Source organism: Paenibacillus rigui (genome assembly GCF_002234615.1).
Taxonomy (GTDB): domain Bacteria; phylum Bacillota; class Bacilli; order Paenibacillales; family NBRC-103111; genus Paenibacillus_S; species Paenibacillus_S rigui.
Genome location: NZ_NMQW01000008.1, coordinates 290,382 through 305,827 on the forward strand (window position 1 = coordinate 290,382; position 15,446 = coordinate 305,827).

At 51.3% G+C, this 15,446-nt stretch carries 16 protein-coding genes; 8 read left to right on the plus strand and 8 right to left on the minus strand.

Annotated elements, in window-relative coordinates:
- Positions 1 to 19 precede the first annotated feature (19 nt).
- Positions 20 to 292, minus strand: coding sequence for a DUF2573 family protein (locus CF651_RS06570; protein WP_094014040.1), 273 nt, complete (start codon positions 290 to 292; stop codon positions 20 to 22).
- Between the two features lie 200 nt (positions 293 to 492).
- On the opposite strand from CF651_RS06570, the gene CF651_RS06575 reads away from it, so the two are divergent.
- The 3 genes from CF651_RS06575 to CF651_RS06585 all read left to right on the plus strand — a co-directional run bounded on the left by CF651_RS06575 (position 493) and on the right by CF651_RS06585 (position 3,515).
- Positions 493 to 1,308 carry an alpha/beta hydrolase family protein gene (locus CF651_RS06575; protein ID WP_094014127.1) on the plus strand — a complete coding sequence of 272 codons (816 nt, stop codon included), beginning with the start codon at positions 493 to 495 and terminating at the stop codon, positions 1,306 to 1,308.
- A 52-nt stretch (positions 1,309 to 1,360) separates the two neighbouring features.
- Positions 1,361 to 2,821 (plus strand): DEAD/DEAH box helicase, encoded by a 1,461-nt coding sequence (locus tag CF651_RS06580; protein WP_245855744.1) that lies wholly within the window; start codon positions 1,361 to 1,363, stop codon positions 2,819 to 2,821.
- Between the two features lie 154 nt (positions 2,822 to 2,975).
- Complete coding sequence (locus CF651_RS06585; RefSeq protein ID WP_094014041.1) at positions 2,976 to 3,515, plus strand: hypothetical protein; 540 nt, start codon at positions 2,976 to 2,978, stop codon at positions 3,513 to 3,515.
- A 137-nt stretch (positions 3,516 to 3,652) separates the two neighbouring features.
- Here the strand turns inward: CF651_RS06585 and rsgA are convergent, their stop codons facing one another.
- Together rsgA and CF651_RS06595 are read right to left on the minus strand one after the other, a co-directional pair.
- A complete protein-coding gene (gene rsgA, locus CF651_RS06590; RefSeq protein ID WP_094014042.1) occupies positions 3,653 to 4,726 on the minus strand; it encodes a ribosome small subunit-dependent GTPase A in 1,074 nt (357 codons plus the stop codon).
- A 227-nt stretch (positions 4,727 to 4,953) separates the two neighbouring features.
- On the minus strand, positions 4,954 to 6,564 hold the full coding sequence (locus tag CF651_RS06595; RefSeq protein WP_094014043.1) for an FAD-dependent oxidoreductase: 1,611 nt from the start codon (positions 6,562 to 6,564) through the stop codon (positions 4,954 to 4,956).
- Between the two features lie 203 nt (positions 6,565 to 6,767).
- Between CF651_RS06595 and CF651_RS06600 the strand changes: the two genes are divergently transcribed.
- On the plus strand, positions 6,768 to 8,507 hold the full coding sequence (locus tag CF651_RS06600; protein ID WP_094014044.1) for an S-layer homology domain-containing protein: 1,740 nt from the start codon (positions 6,768 to 6,770) through the stop codon (positions 8,505 to 8,507).
- A 165-nt stretch (positions 8,508 to 8,672) separates the two neighbouring features.
- On the opposite strand, the gene CF651_RS06605 is transcribed toward CF651_RS06600, so the two are convergent.
- From CF651_RS06605 to CF651_RS06625, 5 genes are read right to left on the minus strand one after another with little or no spacing between them, the layout of a single operon-like run.
- Positions 8,673 to 9,890, minus strand: a complete 1,218-nt coding sequence (locus tag CF651_RS06605) for a M24 family metallopeptidase (RefSeq protein WP_094014045.1) — start codon at positions 9,888 to 9,890, stop codon at positions 8,673 to 8,675.
- 40 nt (positions 9,891 to 9,930) lie between these two features.
- Positions 9,931 to 10,683 (minus strand): amino acid ABC transporter ATP-binding protein, encoded by a 753-nt coding sequence (locus CF651_RS06610; RefSeq protein WP_094014046.1) that lies wholly within the window; start codon positions 10,681 to 10,683, stop codon positions 9,931 to 9,933.
- Positions 10,684 to 10,697: 14 nt separating this feature from the next.
- On the minus strand, positions 10,698 to 11,342 hold the full coding sequence (locus CF651_RS06615; protein ID WP_094014047.1) for an amino acid ABC transporter permease: 645 nt from the start codon (positions 11,340 to 11,342) through the stop codon (positions 10,698 to 10,700).
- 28 nt (positions 11,343 to 11,370) lie between these two features.
- Complete coding sequence (locus CF651_RS06620; protein WP_094014048.1) at positions 11,371 to 12,243, minus strand: transporter substrate-binding domain-containing protein; 873 nt, start codon at positions 12,241 to 12,243, stop codon at positions 11,371 to 11,373.
- Between the two features lie 34 nt (positions 12,244 to 12,277).
- The gene (locus CF651_RS06625) at positions 12,278 to 12,859 is read right to left on the minus strand and encodes a TetR/AcrR family transcriptional regulator (RefSeq protein ID WP_094014129.1); all 582 of its coding nucleotides are present in this window, start codon (positions 12,857 to 12,859) and stop codon (positions 12,278 to 12,280) included.
- 350 nt (positions 12,860 to 13,209) lie between these two features.
- Here CF651_RS06625 and CF651_RS06630 point away from each other — a divergent pair, with 350 nt between their 5' ends.
- The 4 genes from CF651_RS06630 to CF651_RS06645 all read left to right on the plus strand — a co-directional run bounded on the left by CF651_RS06630 (position 13,210) and on the right by CF651_RS06645 (position 15,435).
- Positions 13,210 to 13,857, plus strand: coding sequence for an HD-GYP domain-containing protein (locus CF651_RS06630; RefSeq protein ID WP_094014049.1), 648 nt, complete (start codon positions 13,210 to 13,212; stop codon positions 13,855 to 13,857).
- An 87-nt stretch (positions 13,858 to 13,944) separates the two neighbouring features.
- Entirely contained in the window at positions 13,945 to 14,262 is a 318-nt protein-coding gene (locus CF651_RS06635; protein ID WP_094014050.1) for a replication protein, read from the plus strand.
- A 22-nt stretch (positions 14,263 to 14,284) separates the two neighbouring features.
- The gene (locus CF651_RS06640) at positions 14,285 to 14,638 is read left to right on the plus strand and encodes a hypothetical protein (protein ID WP_094014051.1); all 354 of its coding nucleotides are present in this window, start codon (positions 14,285 to 14,287) and stop codon (positions 14,636 to 14,638) included.
- Positions 14,635 to 15,435, plus strand: a complete 801-nt coding sequence (locus CF651_RS06645; protein ID WP_094014052.1) for a GGDEF domain-containing protein — start codon at positions 14,635 to 14,637, stop codon at positions 15,433 to 15,435. Before CF651_RS06640 ends, CF651_RS06645 begins: the two co-directional genes overlap by 4 nt.
- The last annotated feature ends 11 nt before the right edge of the window (positions 15,436 to 15,446 follow it).

A 15,446-nucleotide genomic window follows, 5' to 3' on the forward strand; every position in this document is an offset into this window, starting at 1 on the left:
TCATACTGAGGAACAGAGGCTATTCCTCTTTGCCGGCTGCATCGTCCTTGTTGCGGGCTTTCAGAGCAAGGTTCAATTCGCGAACCTCCTCGTATAAGGAACGAATCGCAGCTTTGCCCTCAGGATGGGACTGATTCCAGTGGCTGGCCAAGGCCGGCATCGTTTTATGGATATGATTGTAGATCGACCAGATCTTGATTTTCTCAACCATCTCGGGAGAAGCATCGCCGGTCAGCAGCTCGGCAAATTTCTCGACCAGGGATTCAAATTCAGTAGCAAACGGATTGCCCATAGAAAGAAGCTCCACCTTTCAGAACATAATAATAATCAGTCTAGCGTACGACGGGGCACGTGTCAAAAGAGGGGCGTTCCTTTGCCGGCTGCATCAGGAAGGACGGGTCTGTTTCATCTTAAGAGGAAGAAAGGGGGGAAGCTGTGAAGCACAGGGATACAGAGCGATTGCAGGAGCGCAGCAGCCTGACCGATCCTGTGATGGCAGTGTCGGCAGCGCCGAACGGTGCTTTACTGGAGCGGGAGACGCTGAACAGCTTGCGGAAAGGAATTTTACTGTACCGGCTCACTTATTGGAGCGAGGGGTTAAAGGTTAAAGGATACTTGGCCGTACCCGAAGGAAAGCCGCAAAGCCCGGGACTTATATACTGCCGCGGGGGCATCCGCAAAGTAGGCATGGTGCGCAAACGGCGCATCCTGTCGATGGCCCAAAGGGGATATGCGGTATTCGCGCCATTTTACCGTGGCAATGAAGGGGGCGAGGGGCGCGAGGATTTCGGCGGTGAAGACCGCCATGATGTGTACCATGCCATCACACTGATGCAGTCGCTCCCTGAGGTGGAGCCGGGTCCTGTGCCGCTCATCGGTTTTTCACGCGGGGCCTTGATGGCACTGCAGGCAGCCAAGGATTGCGAGCTGGCGGGCCCTGTCGTCGTATGGGGCGGCGTAAGCGATTTGTTCGATACGTATGAGGAACGGGTCGATCTGCGGAGGATGCTCAAAAGAGTAGTCGGTCACCCCCGCAAGCAGCCGGAAGCGTATGAGGCCCGCTCCCCTGTATATTGGCTGGAGCAGGTGAATTCCCCGGTTTTCATTGTACACGGTACCGCGGATCCGCAGGTCGGCGTCGGTCATGCACGCAAGCTGGCGGAGGGCTTGGAGCGACTCGGCAAAGATTATGCAATGGAGCTGTACGACGGGCTGGAGCACCGGTTTCCGAAGGAGGATGACGAGCGGGCGCTCGATGCGGTATTCCGCTGGATAGCCAAGAAACAGGAAGCGGGAGGCAGCGCTTGATGTTCTGTCTTTGCATTGGTATGATGCAGTTATGAAAGGAGGCGTTTCTAGGTTGAACAGCCATTTTACTTCTTTACCTATTGATGATTTTTATGTGCGCCGGCTTCGCGAATTGAATATTGAATCGCCCTCAGCTATCCAGGCTGAAGCTATTCCCGTTGCGATGGAGGGTAAGGATGTTGTTGCGCAATCACAGACAGGTTCAGGCAAAACATTGGCCTATTCACTGCCGTTACTACATAAAATAGACAAGACCGCCAAAGACATACAAGGGGTTGTGCTGGTGCCTACAAGAGAGCTGGGCATGCAGATTGTACAAACCCTGGAGCAATTAACGGAGGGGACCGGTATTCGTGTCCAGTCCTTGATCGGAGGTGCGGCGATCAGCAGGCAAATCGATCGATTGAAGCTTCGTCCTCATCTGGTTGTCGGGACACCCGGACGGATTATGGAGCTGCTGAAGATTCGCAAGCTGAGCTTTCATCATGTCCGTACGGTCGTCGTAGACGAGGTCGATCAGGTGTTCGAGCTGGGCTCCATGCAGGAAGTCGAGGCGATTTTGAAAAGCATGATGCGCGACCGTCAGGTGCTGTTCTTCTCCGCAACGATGCCGCAGCCGGTTCAGGCGGTCATTGACCGCTGGATGCGCGATCCGGTTTATGTGCAGGTGAACCCGGAGCACCGTACTTCACAGACGCTGGAGCATCTGTTTTTCGTATGCGATGAGCGGGATAAAATAGATACCCTGCGCAGAATTGTCCGTTTATACAATCCTCCTGCGGCTATTGTCTTTGTCAATGAAACGGATGACGTGGCGGAGGTTGTAAACAAGCTGCAGTACGCCGGATTATCCATCGAATCGTTGTACGGCGAGGCGGGCAAGCAGGAGCGGGCCAAAGTCATGCAGCAGTTCCGTGCAGGGAAGTTCCAGCTTTTGCTGGCAACAGATATTGCCGCGCGCGGACTGGATATTCCGCATGTGACACAGGTGATCAATCTCGATCCGCCGATCGACGCTGATCATTACGTTCACCGCGTCGGCAGAACCGGCCGAATGGGCAAGCGGGGAACCGCGATATCGATCATTACGCCGAAGGAACGGTTCATCATTAACAAGTTTTCCAAAACCCTTGGCATCGATATTCAGGAAAGAGAGCTGTCTTACGGCAAAGCCGTTGAGCCGGGGCAGGAGCGCAAATGGGATGAGCAGCGTCGTGCCCGCGTAGAACCGGCCCGCCGAAGCAGTCCAGGTACGGCGGAACCGAAGCCTGCCGACAAGCCGGCGCCACCGAAGCTTGAGGCAGCCAAGGCACGTATTTCCGCTGAGCCGGCGCGTCCGGTGAAGAGTTCAGCCCCAGCCGAGGCTTCCAACGGTGCCGCGCCAGTGAAGCAGCCGTCTGCCGCTGCGCCGGCGAACAAACGCAAAAATGACCGGGTACGTACGAAGGAACGCAAAAATAAAGGGGCGCCTCGTTGGTTGAAGGAGAAGCAGCAAAATAAGCCTACAACGTAAAAGCGCGGTGAAACAGCAGCGAAGAGGGCGAAGCGTTTTGGAGAAGTGTGTGGTATAAGCCGACTGACTTTGGAAGCACAGCCTTGGGAGTAGAAGCCCGCCATGCGGCGGGCTTTTCTCGCCGGAGCTCTTTGACCCGGGAGGGGTTAGGGAAATGGGGAAGCTTTTTCGTTCGGTATTGTCTTTGGCTGTTGTGGTCGCCTTGCTGGCAGCCGCCGCCTATTGGTATGCCCGTCCGACGCAGGCGTTGGATCTGGCCTACTCGGAGCTGCCGGTGCGCAGCAAATTGACGGAAATACTGGCTAACCGCAAGCTGGAAGTGACTCTGAACGAGTCTGAGGTCAATAGCCTGCTGAAGAAGGCTTTGGCAGCGCATGCGGAGGTTCAGGAGGGAGTGCGGATAACCGGTGCCCGGTTCTCGCTTGAGGGAGACCGATGGATTGCCGATGTAAACCTGCTGTACAAGCAGCAATGGGAGGTAGGAGCGAAGCTGTATTTTACCATGCAGTGGCATGAGCCTTACCTTACAGCGGTACACACAGGGACGCAGATCAGGCAGGCGGGAATACCTGTCGAATGGTTCCAGCTGAAGCCGCTGCAAATTCCGCTTAATGATTATTTACCCAAGCCGGCTGGCGTGCGGGGGATTGCATTTGAGAACCATGAGGTGAAGCTCGCCTTAAAGCTGCGCTAGTAAAAAAAGAAAGCCTAATCCCGAAGTAGCGAAGAGGGGATTAGGCTTTTTTGCAATAAAATGTCGCAGGTGCGCTCCTTGCTGCGGCTTGGCCGTGCTTTGGGAGCCGTTATCCGCATGCGCGGCGGCGGGCTCCCTTACCGGTTGCCGCGCTCGCGCTGCTGCTTGTGAATCTTCTTCCATCGCTCCTTCTCGACGCGGGCCGCGGCTGCATCGGTTCGCCGCTTGGCGTAGGCCGCTTCGCGCTGCAGCTTGAGGAAGCTCGCGTAGCGGTTCGCCTGCAGCGTCCCGTCGGCCAGCGCGGCCTGGATGGCGCAGCCGGGCTCGCTGTCGTGGCTGCAGTCGGCGAAGCGGCAGCGCAGGGCGAGCTCGTCGATGTCCGCGAACGCTGTGCTCATCGCGTCGCTGCCTTCCCACAGCTGCAGCTCACGCATGCCCGGCGTGTCGATGACCAGCGCACCGCCGGGCAGGACGACGAGCTCGCGGTGCGTCGTCGTATGCTTGCCCCGGTCGTCGCCTTCGCGGACGCCGCCCGTTCTTTGCCGCTCCTCACCGTACAGCCGGTTCAGCAGCGTCGATTTCCCGGCTCCCGAGCTGCCGAGCAGGGCGATCGTCTCGCCCGCGGCCAAGGACTGAACGATGGGCTCCACGCCATCATCGGTCAGGCTGTTCACGGCGTGTACCGGCACGCCGAAGGCGATGGCCTCGACTTCGGCGATACGGCTTGCCACGTCACCGCACAAATCTTTTTTGGTCAGCACGATTTCGGGTTGGGCGCCGCTCTCGTAGGCAATGAGTAGATACCTTTCAAGCCGCCGGACATTGAAGTCCAGATTCAAGGCCATGACGAGAAAGACGCGGTCGATATTGGTCGCGACGATCTGCTCCTCTACGGTATTTCCCGCCGCTTTGCGGGAAAACTTGCTCAGCCTAGGGTACACACCGTGGATGATGGCCTTGTTCTCTCCCGGCAGCTTGGTCATCCAGACCCAGTCGCCGACAGCGGGGTAATCCTCGCGCACAGCCGCCTCATGCCGGAATTTCCCTGACAGCTCACCCAGCCATTCGCCGTCCTCCGAATAAATCCGGTACATGTGCTTATGCTCCAAAGCAATGCGACCGGAACCATAACCTTCCTTCTGCTGCTCCGCCCAAAAGGGCTTAAAGCCCAGCGCCTCGAGTGTATAAATGGGTTGCGTAATATCGTTCATATATCCTCCCGTTATCGTATAATTTCATTTTTACTTGATTTGCTTGAACATGAACTCTCATACAAACATCACTCCGTTCGATTAGAATACGCACAGTATATGCAATAAAAGACAATTTCAACAGGTACAAAATGATTATCATAAAAACTTTACCGAATAAAAGCCCCTCGCCCGATGAATCGACGCGCGGTCAAAGGGAAGGGGCTTGCCTATTTGCCTGCCAGGCTTTATTTTTTTCTTGTTTTTACATAGGACGGGTACGTAATTTCGCCGGTATCGAGCTTGGCGATTTCGTCCGCGGTCCAGCCGGCGATTTTGTTGTTGCCGGTTACACCGGTCAGCTTGATTTTGTACTTGGTCTGCAGGTAGCTGTCCAGCTTCGGCATATCCGCTTCCTGCAGCTCCTTCAGTTTTTTCTTGCCCTGCAGCTGTCCCATCAGAATGCCGATCGTCTCTGCCGCCAGACTCGTATTCGGCTGAATACGAGCGCTGCCGAAGGCGATAGCAGAGGCGCCGACATTTTTGCCTGCCATAATGACGTTATCGTAATTTTTGAGCAAAAAGCTCCGCAACGGCATCCCGTATTTATCCGGACGGCCCATTTCGATTCCCCACTTGTTGGCGCTGGTGCCTTGAAGATCAAGCGGGTAGCCGGCGATACTGACGTTGTCCCAGAACATTTTGGCGCCGAGCATATCCGACGGCTTCAGCACATAATCGCTCTCATAATGGTTGTACTCACGGATGTACAAATAGCTCGGGAACCCGTTAAGCTCCGCGTGCTCCCAGCCGACGATATTTTTACGGAAATGGTTCAGAATGAGCGGCATTTCCTTCTTTCCAAGCTCCATAGCCTCAGCTACCGATTTATCGTCGGAAGGATCCACCGTGTAGACCAGGAAGGCATTGATAATGACTTCGCCGTCCCGCTGGTTCACCGCGTTCAGCCCCCGCAGGAAAAGCCTGTCGCTGCTCGGCTTGTAAGCCGAGGTCATGCCGCTTAACCCGATCGCAAAGCTCTCATTGACCGACCCGCCGCCGTATTTGGCGCTGCGCTGCTGTGGGGTCAGGCTGTTGAACGAGGCGTTAAATTTCGCCCAATCCACATTTTTGAACTTCATCATGAAGCCGGCACTCATATATTCGATGTTCTTTTGACCATAAAATTGCTCCAGGCCCGGCATCCGTTTTACGTCGAGCTTACTGAGCAACGCGGCATAATCCGTATTGTCGACCCAGTAGCCTGCCTTGATTTTTTTCTTGGTGCCTGCTTTATCTATGTAGTTGACGGATTCGATGGCATGGGGGCCGAATTGCCCTGGAATTTGCTTGACCTCTTGGATTTGGATGCCGGATTCGACGGGAATATCCTTTTTCAGCTTATCAAAATAGGAGGTGAACTCCGGCAGCTTGCGAATTTTTCCGCTGCGGAAGCCGTCGAACAGCTCTTTGGCCCGTCCTTGTACAAGCAGCTGGTATTTATCATCCCGGGTTTCATCCAGGAACAGCATTTCACCCTGCAGCACTTGTCCTCCAAACGCTTCACGGGGATCGAGGACCTTCACCTTCAAGCCTTCGTCTGCCGCGGCTCTTGCCAAATACAGCCCTTCCAGTTCACTGCCGAAGACGACGACATCGACTTTCTCGCTAGGGATTTCAGGCTCCGGCGCTTGTTTTTTCACCAGTTCGCCGGTTTTGGCATCGCCTGCCGATGGGGTCGCCTGCTGCTCCCCGGGAGCTGCTCCTTTTCCGTAAAAAAATATGCTGTACACCGCGGCCAATGCGACTAAAGTAAAGATGGCTATGCCGATCGACAGCTGCTTTCCTTTCCGTTTCATTCCGATGGCTCCTTTCCAGCTCTGCGGTTTCACGAGCTTCGTGTGATGGCGACGTGACGTGGCACCACACACCTTAGTAGAATAACATTTTTGAGGCTTGTTCAAAAGACCCCCACAAACGATCCGGGCCCGGCGAAACGTTTAGTAAATCCTAGGAGATGCTTCACCAATACTATCGTATCTATTTAAAAAGGAGAATGACGATGAATAATACGTTTAAAAAGGTTATGGCTACGGGCCTGACAATGGCTATGGTATTTGGGGGAGGAACGGCTGCGTTTGCCGATGGCAAAGGGAAAGACAAAGCTAACTTGAAATGGAACAACAAAAAATCTTGGGATAGCAACAAAGTGTGGGACAGCACCCGCAACGTATGGAACATTAAGAGCGATGATAACAGCAAAGACATTAACATAAATATTAAACTGACTTTTGACGATGTAAAAGGCTCCGATGTGGAATGGGCCATGAGATACATTGCAAGCCTGGCGTCCAAAGGCGTATTTGAAGGTTACGAGGACGGTACGTTCCAGCCTCGCAAAACGATTACTCGCATCGAGGCCATCACGGCGGCGGTTCGTCTGATGGGCCTGAAGGATCAAGCGGAATCGGCTGAAGCGAAGCAGTCTAACTTGAACTTCAAAGATGCGGATAAAATTAAATCCAAGTATCCATGGGCTGTCGGGTATGTTGCGGTAGCGCTTCAAAACGACCTGTTCGAGGAATCTGACGATTCGGTACAGCCGGAGAAGGAAGCGGACCGTCTGTGGGCGACGACGCTGCTGATTAAAGCGATGAAGCTTCAGGATGAAGCGAAAACGAAAATGAATACGAAGCTGACCTTCAAGGACGCGGACAAAATCCCGGCAGGCTCCGTCGGTTATGTCGAGGAAGCGATTGAGAAGCATCTGGTTGACGGCTATGAGGACAACACGTTCCGTCCGAACCGTCCTGTCACTCGTGCCGAGCTGGCTGCATTGCTGGATCGCACAGGCAACCAGCTTCCGGATAATGCATCCTTCAGCGGCGCGACCTTGTCTTCTGCCGTAACCAATAACACATTGACTTTGACGAAGGATGGTCAATCTTACAGCATCGAGCTGGATGCCAACGCCTTTATTTTCCGTGACGGCTCCAAAGTGAGTGCATCCGCGCTGCAAAGCGGCGATGTGGTCACAGTTCGCACTTATAATGGTAAAGCCTACTATGTAGAAGTAACAACGCTGGTCAATGGCGGACAGCAGCAAAAAGATTTCACCGGAGCTACACTGACATCTGCAGTGAACAATAACGTCATCACCTTTACAAAGGACGGCCAATCGTTCAGCTATGAGCTGGCCTCCAATGCAACAATTGTTCGTGACGGTGTTACGAATGCAAGTGCATCTTCGCTCAAAAACGGCGACATTGTGACGGTCCGCACTTCGGGCGGCAAAGCTTATTATGTGGAAGTAACGACACCGGTCGTAGACCAGCAAAAAGACTTCACAGGAGCGACAATCACTGCCGCGGTAAACAATAACACACTGACGTTTACGAAGGACGGGCAATCGTACAGCTATGCATTGGCTTCCAACGTAACGATTATTCGTAACGGCTTAACGAATGTCAGTGCATCCGAGTTGAAAAACGGCGACGTGGCAACCGTGCGTATTTCTGACGGTAAAGTGTATTTCGTGGAAGTGACGACGATGGCAGCGAAGGAAATAAACTTTACAGTTCTGGGAACCTTCAATTCGTTGACTCGCAATTCCGGTGGCAGAATCAACACGATCTCTATCAACCAAACCTTGAGCAGCGGTACTGTGCAAACAGCCGTGTACAACGTGACAACGACTTCAGATTTGACTTTTGAATGCGGCAGCCAGTCTGATTTGACGGCCAATCGTTCGATCGAGCTGAGAGGAAAAGACCAAGTGGTTCACACCATTGTGATTCGCTAATAAGATATAACAGAAAAAGGTTAGAATACACGAAACCCGTCTTTCAGCCAGGCTCACGCAGCTTGGCCGGAAGACGGGTTTTATTTTGTAGATATATAAGTTACACAACATGCGTCTACCTTGACAAACGCATGCCATCTGGTAAGATGGCGAAGCTGTTTATCCTTATTCGATCGAAACCAGATCCCGGGTTAACCGGTTCAGCCTCTCGCATCCGTTCTCTGTAATGAGAACCATATCCTCAATCATCATTGAGCCCAAGCCGTAGCCATAATAGGGCGTTTCCAAGCAAATGACCATTCCCGGCTGAAAAACGGTTGTCTCCGAAGGAGCGAGGAAGGGGCCTTCCTCTGCGGCAAGGCTTAAGCCCGCGCTGTGGCCGAGATGGCCGCGATTGTAATTGGCCAAGCCCGAGGAGCGAATAAGATTCATCGCCTCTTGAAAGGCCGTCTGCATTGGCATTCCTGGCTCGATCATTTGCAGCAGGCGGTCATGGCCAAGCTTGAGCGCGCCATAGATGCGCTTCATTAAGTCCGTCGGTGGACCCAACACGAAGGTACGGGCAATATCGGAGCCATAGCCGGCAACATCGACACCAACATCAAATTTGATCAAATCTCCCCGTTGACTGGGACGTGTATCAAATACTTGTACAGGGGCAAATTGAGCCCCGACAGAAACCATATGAAAGCGGGCGTTGGAGCCGTCACTATATTTCATTAATCCTCTGCGGAAGGCTTCCACAATTTCTGCCGCGGAGCTGCCTTCCTTGATTTCAGTTACTGCGGAAACAATGCCGTCCTCCGCATAAGTGCATGCCTTGCGCAGCTGGGCGATCTCCCATGGGGTTTTTATCGCACGCAGCTTTGTGAACAGAGGGCCGGCTTCCACCAGCTGGGCTATGCCGGGACAGGACTGCTGCAGTGCAATGATGGAAGGGTGCCGCATGGCACTTAGCTCGACAGAGATTCTTCCCTGGGCAGCACCATGTTCAGCGAGGAGCTGCTGCAGCACCTTGAACATTTCCTCTGCTTGTGGAGAGACCGGCCGTTTTCCTTCGAATTTCCCGCCGATGAGACCCAAGGGATCGTCTACATCTACCCAGGTCGGATAAGTCCGGATTTCCAGATGAGGGCTGTTTGCTACGCCTGCCGCTTCAAAATCATTCATGATCAAGACCGTTTTACGGCTGGGGTCCCGGAACAGGACAGCAAGCGCCACATCACTCATACGCAGCGTGTACATGAATGCGCTTTGGTGGCCGGATAAATAATAAAAGTTTTCACAGCTGGAGGCAATGAGAGCATCGATCTGTTCGTTCTCCATGATCAACCGGGCACGCTCGGTAATCGTTCTAAAATGCTCCTGATCTACATGAACCACAATCTCAACTCCTTCGGATTAGGTTGACCTATCTCCGGCTTTATTCGGACTCGTGAGCCATCTGCCGCAAAAATTTGCGTGCCCGCTCCGTTTGGGGCTGGGCAAAAAAATGCTCAGGGGCTCCTTCCTCTTGAATGATGCCTTCGCTCATAAAAATGACCCGATTCGCCACCTCTTGAGCGAATTTCATCTCATGCGTGACGACAATCATCGTCATCCCTTCCTCGGCCAGCTGCCTCATGACCAACAGCACCTCGCCGGTCAATTCCGGATCCAGTGCCGATGTCGGCTCATCGAACAGCATTATCTGAGGCTGCATTGCCAGAGCGCGTGCAATGGCAACCCTCTGCTGCTGTCCTCCCGACAGCCGGGAAGGATATTCGTGCTTTTTCTCTGCAAGTCCTACTTTACTCAACAGCGACTCGGCCAGCTCGATGGCCTGCGGCTTAGGCATATTTTTCACTGTTACAGGAGCCGTGATCACATTTTCCAGTGCAGTCAAGTGGGGGAACAAGTTAAATGATTGAAACACCATCCCGGTCAAGCCGCGAAGCGCACGGATCGCGTTCTTCTTTGCCGAGCCCGTCATGGAGGAGTCCAGCAGGACGCTGCCAACACGAATCGATCCTGCATCTGCCTCCTCAAGCCCGTTCAGGCAGCGAAGCAGAGTGCTTTTCCCTGAGCCGCTGGGACCTAAGAGAACGACAATTTCCTTGGCACGAACGCTGAGGTTGATATCCTTCAGCACCGTCAAAGTATCGAAACGTTTACTAAGATTTGCAACTTCTATCAAACCCACTCACACCCTTAATAAGCCTTTGATAATTTTTTCTCGATGCGGTCAAGAATGTTGGAGAAGAACATGCTCATAATCCAATACATGAGAGCGATGGCAATGTAAAAAGGCATGGCGACATAATATTGCGCAATAAGCAGCTGGGCGGAGCGCAGCAGCTCGGTTACCGTCACGATCGAAACGAGTGAAGTCTCTTTCAGCATACCGATAAACGTATTCCCCATAGGGGGAATCGCCACTCTTGCCGCCTGGGGAAGTATAATCTTGCGCATCGTCTGCCAAGGAGACAGCCCGAGAGATAGAGCGGCTTCCGTTTGGCCCTTCGGCACCGACAGGATCGCCCCCCGGAATGTCTCGGATAAATAGGCTCCAATATTGATACTAAGCGAAATATAGGCCGCTGTGAGCGGCCCTAGGGTAATACCGTAATCGGGTAAACCGTAATAAATGATGAAGATTTGCACAATAATCGGCGTACCGCGGATGATGGAAACATAGCCTCTAGCCGCATTGCTAATCAGCCAATTACCTTTAAGCCGGGCAATGGCGACCAGCAGTGCGATGATAAATCCGAAGAACATCGAGACGATGGTGATCAGCAGGGTATAGTATGCGCCTGTAAAAAGAAAGCCCAGATTTTCTAAGACGAGTTCCATGAATTGCGGCCTCCCAAGGCATGATTACTTAAAAGCTCGGATCCACACCAAACCATTTCTGATGAATTTGCTTCAGTGTTCCATCGGTTTTCATCTCATTCAACGCTTTGTTGATGGCTTCCACCAGCTCCGGATTATTTTTACGGGTAGCGACACCTGCGAAGTCTTCCTTGATCGGTGCGCCTACCGCTTTTAAGTTCAATTTGTTTTTCTCAATCAGCGGCTTCAGGGCAAACATGTTGTTGATGGTCGCATCAATTCTTCCAACGTTCAAATCTGTGAGAGAGGTGATGACATCGTTGTACGTGGCGATTTCAAAATTGCCGACTTTCGGCATTGCAGTTTCGCGCAAATATTTCTCGTCATTCGTGCCAAGACCGACACCGATCTTCTTGCCTTTGAAATCCTCAATTGCCTTGATTGTGTTGTTATCGCCTTTCACGACGACATTAACCGAGTTCTTGATGTAAGGAATAGAGAAATCCATTGTCTTCTTGCGATCTTCCGTAATGGTTACCTGGCTGATCAGCACGTCGTATTTCTCTTTTTGCAAACCTTCAATCAATCCCGAGAATTCCCCGGTAATGAATTCAGCTTGTACACCCAGCTTTTGTGCCACGGTTTTTGCAATGTCAGCGTCATAGCCGTCAACTTCTTTTTTATCGTTCAAGAAGTTGTAGGGGGCGTAAGTTCCCATCAAGCCCACTTTGATTTTGCCGTTTTTCTTAATTTGCTCCAGCAGATTGCCGGAAGCAGGGGTCACCGCGGCTGTGTTTTTGTTGTCAGTCGCCGGATTGGCTGCCGGCTGCTTGTCCGCTGCCTTTCCGCATCCCGCCAAGGCAAGTCCAACGATAGCAAGCAGCGAGACGGTTTTTAATAATGGTTTAACCTGAAATTTCATTTTGATGCACCCCTTAGTCGATTTTTATTTATGGTTAGCCAAGCAATCCCCGGAATTCGAACCTTGCCGTTTCTTCAGCAATTTGGGATGGGGTATACGGGGAATGGTAATCCACATCCTGCATAGGCCCGAATAACCACTTGGTCAAAACTCCTGTAATTAAGGAAACGAGAATGTTGACACGAAGAGCGACATCGGCCAACTTAGGAATCATTTCCAGCTCAATGGCCCGGTTCACATTTTTCTTAAACGCGTCCTCGAAGCTAATCCAGGTTTGCGATACGGCCTCGCGTACTGTCGGATCCGCGCCTTGACCCTTAATAAGTAAAAATGCCATTAAATCTCGATTCTGATGACCGAATTCGAATAAATCCGTCAACAATCTGGCAGAGGAGCTAATCATATCGTCAACCGTTCCCGCATGCTTACGATACCCCTGCTCAATCACTTGAGTCAGCTTTGCTTTGCCGTTGTCGATGAGACGGATAGCAAGCTGCTCCTTACTTTCGAAATACCAGTAAAACGTGCCTTGGGATACGCCGGAAGCCTTCACAACGTCTGAAATTTTCGTATTGTGATATCCTTTGCGGGCGAACAATTCCAAAGCCGCTTTCATTAATATCTGCTCCCGCTGCTGTTCTTCATTCGATAATGTTGCCAGATTCATAAACTCCTTTCTTCTTAACTGACTCGTCAGTCAAGTCAATTCCGATGGGTTTACTATAGTATATTAGCTTATAAATCGTCAAGCTTTAATTATTATGCACTCGAATGCACTGTATTATAAAAACGACAAATTCTTGATTTTAGTGACAAAATTATACAAATATATTAGAATGAATAGGAATCAATAGGACTAAGTATTCAATTTTTTGCATTTCTTTTCGACACGAGGTACAAATCGCCGCTACTAGGAAGTGATATTTCCTAATTACGAAATCGTCTGACGAGAGGGGTGTTGATGAAGTGAAAGATGCTGTGCATCCTATTTTGGATAGGCTGCTGGACAAAGACAAGGAAACCTATGAGCACGTTTTACGGGTAGGGACACTTGCCCATTGCTGGACTTCCCAGCTGGAGCTGCTTGAGTATGAGGAGCGTGAAGCCTTTGTCGCGGGATGCTTCATCCACGATATCGGGAAAATTTTGATTGATACGAACATTTTGCAAAAGACCTCCAAGCTGGATCGGGAAGAATGGACCCTGATGAGGATGCATCCGGAGCTGGGGGTAACTTTGCTGTCCATTGAAGAGATTAAGAATCCCAACATACTGGACATTGTCATGTATCATCATGAACGCTGGGATGGGCTTGGCTACCCTCAGGGACTTCAAGGTACAAATATACCGAAGCTTGCCCGGATGTGCTCTATTATTGATGCGTTCGATGCCATGCTGTCAGACCGTCCGTATAAAAAAGGGATGTCGCTGGAAGAGGCCAAGGCAGAGCTGCTGGCCCAAGCGGGTATTCAATTTGATGAAATGTATGTGAAGCAGTTTTTGAGCCTGCCGGATCACCTTTTACATCATCCGACATTAGACGATCTGGAGCAGATGGAACTCCAAGGAACTATTTTAATGAGCATACTTCCCAAAATGGGAAGTTGTTTGTAGAGCCCCTTGTACGGTAACCTTGATTCCAATTTGGGAGGAGCGGACACCTTGTCCTTACGGCCTGTCAAGATTGATCTCTAATTTGAAGTGTTTCGCAGAGATTTCACCAAGCGACAGCGTACCATCATTCATTTCATCTCCTTATTATCCTTTGAGCTGGATAAGTCGTCTGCTATTATTCCTAAGCTGCAGGACTTTGAGCTTTGCGGAATTTCATCAACCAAAATTAAGGCTGAGCTGGTAGAGCTGGCAGAAGCCCAGGTTATTATTTGGGATAAAGACATTCATGAATTCAAAATGAATTTGAATTTCGAGGAGTGGCGCGTGGCCGTGAACAGCAAATGGATGGAATCGCGATTCCAGGACTTGCTCCTCATTAATAAACGTCATTCGGAATGGCAATGAATTGAAATAAAGGAGTTTTTATATGAATGCCAAGAAAGTGTTCTCAAGAAAAGCAACCCTTTCCTTAAAAATGTCGGAGTTTGAAGTGCCTCCCATGCAGGATCTGCTTGTTATCGGACGTAAGGCTCCTATTGGACCGGAGGCAGTGAGACGGATGGCTGAGGCCCTATCGCCCGAGCAATTTACCGTTATTAAGATCGATCATCCTAAGGTGGAAGCGGTCTTAATCCGTAATTCTCTGCTGCAGATGCTGGAGAAGGAGGTTTTAATCAATATTGTATTGGAGGAGGCAGAACGTTTGATCAATGATACGATGGTCATTCGATCCGAGCTCAAAATCGAAGTATCGGTGCAGCGGGAGGTGGAATTGCTGTGAAGGTGAAGGAGATCATGTCTTCGCCGCTCCGAACGGTTTCCTCTAACAAAAGTGTCCAGTTTGCGGCAGAGCTCATGGAAGAGCTTAGAATCGGGTCACTGGCGGTTATGGACCACTCGGAAATTACAGGAATCATTACATCACGTGATGCCAGAAAAGCACACCCGAACCGGATTGTTGCGGATGCGATGACCCCTGAGCCGATTACTGTCTCTACAGACAGCTACGGCTGGGATGCACTGCAGGTGATGGAACGCCACGGCATTGAACGGCTGCTTATCAGGGAAAGCGAACAAGTCGTCGGGATCATTACGCGAGATGCGATCCGTGTCCGGTTGAGCGAGCTTTTGGACCCGTTAACGGGCATGTTTCGTTCAGGTTACATTCAAAGCATTGGGGAGGAGATGCTGGACAACCGGCAGCCCTTCCATTTACTTTTTGTAGATATGAATAATTTCGGTAAAATCAACAAGGTTTACGGACATCCTGTCGGAGATGATGTGATCAGAGGCTTTGCGGAACGGATTCGAGCCTTGTCGACCTCCCAGGATTTTTTCTGCAGGTATGCCGGGGATGAATTTGTTATTGTTACGCTGCAAGCGGAGGAGGATGTACAAAGCCTGGTTCGGAGGCTGAGCGAGCCGTTTATCGTCTCCGGGGTCCCGGTTACATCCGCAGTTGGTGTTGTAGGCCCCTCAGAGCCGGCGTTTTTTTCCCTTTCCTTCCGGGAAATTGTGAGTAAGGCAAGCCTCCAATCGTCTACGATTAAGAAGATGGAGCTGCTTCGGCGCAATTAGTAAATTTTCAG